This is a genomic window from Candidatus Caldatribacterium sp., from assembly GCA_014359405.1.
Lineage (GTDB): Bacteria > Atribacterota > Atribacteria > Atribacterales > Caldatribacteriaceae > Caldatribacterium > Caldatribacterium oleiphilum.
In genome coordinates this window covers 1-5,837 of the sequence record JACIZN010000002.1, presented here as the reverse complement: position 1 = coordinate 5,837, position 5,837 = coordinate 1, and the positions used below count along the sequence as shown (strand labels likewise).

The 5,837-nt window shown below is 55.2% G+C and carries 5 protein-coding genes and 1 CRISPR repeat array; of the genes, 4 read left to right on the top strand and 1 reads right to left on the bottom strand.

Annotation, left to right across the window (positions count from 1 at the left end; translation table 11 throughout):
* The first annotated feature begins 1 nt into the window (after position 1).
* From H5U36_00210 to H5U36_00200, 3 genes are all read left to right on the top strand, one after another.
* Positions 2 to 1,513 carry a sugar ABC transporter ATP-binding protein gene (locus tag H5U36_00210; GenBank protein MBC7216613.1) on the top strand — a complete coding sequence of 504 codons (1,512 nt, stop codon included), beginning with the start codon at positions 2 to 4 and terminating at the stop codon, positions 1,511 to 1,513.
* A 130-nt stretch (positions 1,514 to 1,643) separates the two neighbouring features.
* Positions 1,644 to 2,516 carry an ABC transporter permease gene (locus tag H5U36_00205; protein MBC7216612.1) on the top strand — a complete coding sequence of 291 codons (873 nt, stop codon included), beginning with the start codon at positions 1,644 to 1,646 and terminating at the stop codon, positions 2,514 to 2,516.
* Positions 2,513 to 3,463: an ABC transporter permease gene (locus tag H5U36_00200; GenBank protein ID MBC7216611.1), complete on the top strand. Its 951-nt coding sequence runs from the start codon at positions 2,513 to 2,515 to the stop codon at positions 3,461 to 3,463. Before H5U36_00205 ends, H5U36_00200 begins: the two co-directional genes overlap by 4 nt.
* Here the strand turns inward: H5U36_00200 and H5U36_00195 are convergent, their stop codons facing one another.
* Positions 3,464 to 4,009 carry an ECF transporter S component gene (locus H5U36_00195; protein ID MBC7216610.1) on the bottom strand — a complete coding sequence of 182 codons (546 nt, stop codon included), beginning with the start codon at positions 4,007 to 4,009 and terminating at the stop codon, positions 3,464 to 3,466.
* Between the two features lie 253 nt (positions 4,010 to 4,262).
* Positions 4,263 to 5,024: direct repeats of the CRISPR family, unit length 30 nt; unit sequence GTTTGTAGCCTACCTATGAGGGATTGAAAC.
* Positions 5,025 to 5,302: 278 nt separating this feature from the next.
* Here H5U36_00195 and H5U36_00190 point away from each other — a divergent pair.
* Positions 5,303 to 5,837, top strand: a 535-nt coding sequence (locus H5U36_00190) for an ABC transporter ATP-binding protein (protein ID MBC7216609.1), incomplete at its 3' end; no start/stop codon positions are given.

Here is a 5,837-nt window from a genome sequence, read left to right as displayed (position 1 = left end):
GATGCGTCAATGGCCGTACTTCTACAGTGTCACCCGGAACAATACCGAGTGGTACAGGGAAGGAAAGGCAGAAATTGCTCTGAAGGATGTGGATTTTTCCGTTCTCCGGGGGGAAGTCCACGGCCTTGTGGGGGAGAATGGCTCGGGGAAGAGTACCCTGGTGAAAATCGCCACGGGAGTTGTCCAGCCCGACCCGGGAGCGGAAATCATCATCGATGGAAAGAGAATCCCCCGGCTCAACCCCTACCTTGCCTTCCACCTTGGGATTCATGTGGTGCACCAGGACCTTTCCCTTTTCCCCAATCTCTCGGTGGCGGAGAATATCTTTGTCCATGAGTACATCGAGAGGGACCGGAGATTTGTCGCCTGGGGGGATATGGAGCGCCGGGCGAAAGAGGTCCTTGCGCGAATCGGCGTGGACCTCGATCCCCGGGTGATGGTGGGGAGACTCCCCTTTGCCGACCAGCAGCTTGTGGCCATATGCCGGGCTATAGCAAGCGAGGCGAAGCTCATCATCCTTGATGAGCCGACGGCCTCTTTAACCTTTCGAGAGGTGCAGCGTCTTTTCGGCTTCATTCGGGAGCTCAAGGCTCAGGGCATTGCCTTTGTCTTCATAAGCCACCGTCTCGATGAGGTCCTTGAAATCAGCGATCGGGTGACGGTTCTTCGGGATGGCGTAAAGGTCGGCACTTTCCCCAGGGATGAGCTCACCAGGACTCGCCTCTCTTTCCTCATGACGGGGAAGGAAATCGCCGCTCAGTCCCGTGTTGCTCCCCTTGGTACCAGGGAAGAGATTCTTCGGGTGGAGCACCTGACTCGGCGCGGGGAGTACACCGATGTGAGCTTCAGTCTCCACCGGGGGGAAATTCTCGGCCTCATTGGTCCCCGGGGTTCCGGGCGAACTGAGGTGGCCCTCACCCTCTTTGGTCTCAATCCTCCGGACTCGGGGAAGATTTTCCTCGAGGGCAAAGAAGTGGTCTTTCGCTCGAACCGCGACGCCATCCGCCACGGCATCGGTTACGTTCCGGAGAACAGGCTCCTCCAGGGCCTTGTCCTCGACCAGCCGGTGGCCGATAACATCACGGTGACGATTCTCGATACCCTTGTGGAACGTTCCGGCTTCCTGCGCCCGGTTAAAAAGCTCTCCGTGGCGGAGAGGGCGGTACGGGACTTTGGCATAAAGGTTCCTGCGGTGGATGCCCCTGTCCGCTCCCTTTCGGGAGGAAACCAGCAGAAGGTGGTTCTCTCGAGGTGGATTCTCGCCGCCCCCCGGGTGCTCATTCTCGATACCCCCACCCATGGGGTCGATGTGGCGGCAAAAGAGAGCATTTACGAGATGATTGTTGCCCTTGCCCGGGACCGGGGAATCGGGATTCTCCTCATCTCGGATGAGGAGCACGAGGTCCTCCAGGTGTGTCATCGGATTCTCGTCATGAAGGAAGGACGTATCATCCGGGAGTACGTTCCCCAGGAAGTCACGGAGGAAGCGCTTCGGAAAGAAATCGTTGGATAGGGGGATTGCCTTGCTGCAGCGAATTGCCGGAAAAAGCGAGGTCTACCTTGCGGGGGTTCTCATCGTCCTTTCGGTGGTTCTCTTCCTCCTCAATCCCAAGTTCCTCACCGCCGAGAACCTCTTCGATGTCCTGCGGAATAACTCTTTCCTTGGCATTGTGGCCCTGGGAGAGCTTGTGGTCCTCATTTCTGGGGGCATCGATGTTTCCTTCACCGCCATCGCCACCGTGGCCCAGTACATCATGGGGGTCATCATCACAAAGTACATGGTGGAGAGTGTCCTCCTTGCCTTTCTCATCCCTATACCCATCGGGATTGCCCTCGGAGCCTTCAACGCCTTTTTGGTCAATCGGACGCGAGTGCATCCTGTCATCATCACCATTTCCAACCTCAACGTTTTCTACGGCTTCCTCATGGTGGTGAGCAAGGGCAAGTGGATTTACGGATTTCCCGGTCCCTTTCGGGATTTCGCCCGTCTCAAGGTCCTCACCCTGGTTTCTGAGAAAGGCGTGGACTACGGCCTTTCCATTTTCACCGTGGTGTGGTTCCTCATCGCCTTTGGGACCTGGGTTATCCTCCGGTATCTCCCCATAGGCCGGAAAATCTACGCCCTCGGAGGGAACAGCGAAGCCGCCCGTCGGGCTGGCTTCAACATCTTCCGGATTCAGCTTTTCGTGTACTGCTATATGGGTTTCCTTGCCGGACTTGCGGGGTTCGTCCACGCTGAGCTCAACCAGATGATTCAGCCCAACGCCATTGTGGGAAGGGAGCTCGATGTTATCGCGGCAGCAATTCTTGGAGGGGCGAGCATCTTCGGTGGCGCAGGGTCTCCTCTTGGGGTTGTCCTCGGGGTGCTCTTCATCGCCTTCATCAAGAACGGACTCATCCTCATGAAGGCCTCGGCATACTGGCATCAGGTTATCATGGGGCTCATCATTGTCCTTGCTGCTACCCTCAGCGCGTACCAGCAAAACCTTGAGCGGAAGAGGAGAGGACGGGTATGAAGCTTGCGCGAGGAAGAAGGGAAATGCAGTCTCTTGTCCTTGTTGCCGTGGTTACCTTCCTCATTGTTCTCCTTGGAATCCTCACGAGAGGCAGGCTCCTTGGTTTTGATAGCCTCCAGTCGATTGCCTTCCAGCTCCCTCTCCTTGGCATTCTCACCCTTGCCCAGATGACGCCGATGCTCACCGGAGGCATCGACCTCTCGATTATCGCCACGGCAAATCTCTGCGGGGTTATCGCCGCCATCGGGATGACGCGGATTGGCCTTTCTGTGCCTCTTGCAATGATTCTTGGCCTTGCCTTTGCTCTCCTTTTTGCAGTGCTCAAGGGGTTTCTCATTGCCTGGGTTTCCGTTCCCGCCATCATTGCCACTCTGGGACTCATGATTTTCACCGAGGGAGTATCCCTTGTCCTTACCCGGGGCTACGTCATCGCCGGGTTTCCAAATAGCTTCCTTTTCCTTGGGAACGGAGCCCTTTTTGGTATCCCCATGCCCTTTGTGGTCTTCTTTGCCTGTGCGCTCTTCCTCTACCTGCTCTTAGCCCGGACGCGGTTTGGAACCTATGTGTACCTCCTCGGCTCAAACCCCACCGCCACCCTCTTTGCCGGGGTCAATAACGCCCTTGTCCTTTTCAAGACCTACCTCCTCTCGAGTTTCCTTTCCGGTATTGCCGGGCTTGTCATGATTTCCCGCTTCAACGCCGCACAGGCTGACTATGGGGAATCGTACCTTCTCCTTACGGTTCTTGCCTGTGTTCTTGGTGGTGTCGACCCCGCAGGAGGCTTCGGCCGCCTTCCGGGAGTGGTGGTCTCCATTGTTGTCCTTCAGATTGTAGCCACGGGCTTCAACCTCCTGGGCTTGAGTTCTCACCTTGCCAGTGCCCTCTGGGGCCTCATTCTTCTTGGGGTCATTGCCATCAACCGAATGATTGGCGGAGCAGAAGCGTAATTACGAAAGGTACTTACGCAAACCCCGCACGACAAGAACCACGATGATGGTGGCAACGATAACCTCAGGGAGACCATGAGTCAGGGCAATGCCAAGGGAGACCTTTGGGGTGAGGTATCCCCGCAGAGTCGCAAGGCCAAGCACTCCTCCCGTATTGGTCAGCGTCCCGACAACGGCCGCGATACTGCTTTTCCGTGTTGCCCGAAAGGCATAAGCTGAGAGGATACCGATGAGTACCCGAGGGACGATGGCCACAAGGGGGTCACGAAGAAAAGGCACCGCAGTGGTGAGGAAACTGTACATCCCGAAGATGAACCCCACGATGCCGCCCACCACAGGTCCCTCAAGGACTCCGGCAAGAATTGTGGGGATGTGCATGATGGTGGCTCGACCGGCAGGAGTTGGCACGGGGATAAACCCAAAGCCTGTGGCGCCGAGGACGATGGCGCTGGCGGCAAGGAGAGCAGAAATGGTGATGTCACGCGTTTTCACAAGAGTCACCTCCGTTCCAGTTCCCCTTCCGGGGATACCAGACGATGTATGCATTCCTGTCACAGTCCGGCCCTTCTGTGCCGGCTCTCAAGAAGTTATATCTCAATTCCCGCAGATTTGCAAAGGGGTGGAGAAAATTGTCGTCGACCCCCGGTAGCGCAAAAACCCCAGGGGGTCGACGACAATTCAGAAAATTTTCCTCCAGGGCTTGACAGAGGGAAAAAGACGTGGTTTCATGAACATAAGGGCACCTTGGCAAGTGAATAGCGTCTCTGTAAGGAATCCTTATTTTAAGCCCATCGGACGGGTTTGTAGCCTACCTATGAGGGATTGAAACTCGGAGAACTCATCCTGCGTGACAAGGACTTCCCGGTTTGTAGCCTACCTATGAGGGATTGAAACACCTGGAAAGCCTGCTGGGTGGCGTTGGCAGAGCTCAGTTTGTAGCCTACCTATGAGGGATTGAAACATTTCCTCTTCCAGAGCCCTTTTGGCTTCCTCAAGGTTTGTAGCCTACCTATGAGGGATTGAAACCTGAGGAGTCTGGGTTCTGAAGATTCGCTCGTAGATTGTTTGTAGCCTACCTATGAGGGATTGAAACAAGAGAAGGAGGAGGCCTGATGGCCTCCTCCCTTAGCCTGTTTGTAGCCTACCTATGAGGGATTGAAACAAAAGCACGATGGCGGGTCTTCCATGGCAAGTTCCCGTTTGTAGCCTACCTATGAGGGATTGAAACCATTGATGGCGGTAACATAACAGCCTCTGGGAACGGGTTTGTAGCCTACCTATGAGGGATTGAAACCCTTGCATGGCTTCCTTGAGGTAACGGTCAAAATCAGGTTTGTAGCCTACCTATGAGGGATTGAAACGGATAGAGGCGCAGATAGACTTCAAGGGAGAACACAGTTTGTAGCCTACCTGTGAGGGATTGAAACGGTGACCAATGAGGAGGCAAAAGCTCTGGTGGAGAAGTGTTTGTAGCCTACCTATGAGGGATTGAAACTTCCTCCCGCCATCCTGGAGCCCAGATAGACCGCTTGTTTGTAGCCTACCTATGAGGGATTTAAAAAGCGGGGATTGGGAATTAGGGAATGGGGATTGAAGCCCCTTGTACCGAAACCAATCCCCATTGGCTAATTCCTAATCCCCAAATCCTGCCTTTTGTGCCTACCTATGAGGGACCTAAAAAGCAGGGATTAGGGATCAGGAATTGGGGATAGGCTATTAGCCATTCCCTAATCCCTTCCCCATTGGCTATTGGCTAATCCCTAAATCCTGCTTTTTCCGCAATCTGTCCACAAGGAGTTGGGACTGGTATAATGGAGAGGTTCGTGGGAGGAGAGTTCGTTGTCTGCTGTCTCCGTCGTCAATCTCCACAAGTTCTACGGGTTGCTCCATGCCGTCCAGGGGGTGAGTTTTGCCGTTGAGGAGGGGGAAATTTTCGCCCTCCTTGGCCCCAACGGGGCGGGAAAGACGACAACTGTTGAGACCATTATCGGGCTTCTCCGACGTGATGAGGGAGAGGTTAGGGTTCTCAGTTTTGATCCCGAGAGGGAACCCTTTCTCGTGAAGTCCCGCGTTGGGGTCCAGCTCCAAACGGTCAATCTCTTCCCTCGTCTCACGGTCCTTGAGACCCTGAAGCTCTTTGGTTCTTTCTACCGAAGCCATCGACCCTTTGATGAGCTCCTTGCCCTTGTTGGTCTCACCGAAAAAGCCCACACCTTCGTGGAAAAGCTGAGTGGGGGACAGCTCAAGCGCCTGAGCGTTGCCCTGGCGCTTGTGGGTAACGGAGAAGTGATTTTCCTCGATGAACCGACTTCGGGGCTTGATCCCCAGTCCCGGCGGGGTTTGTGGGAGACGGTGCAGAGGCTTCGGAGTGAAG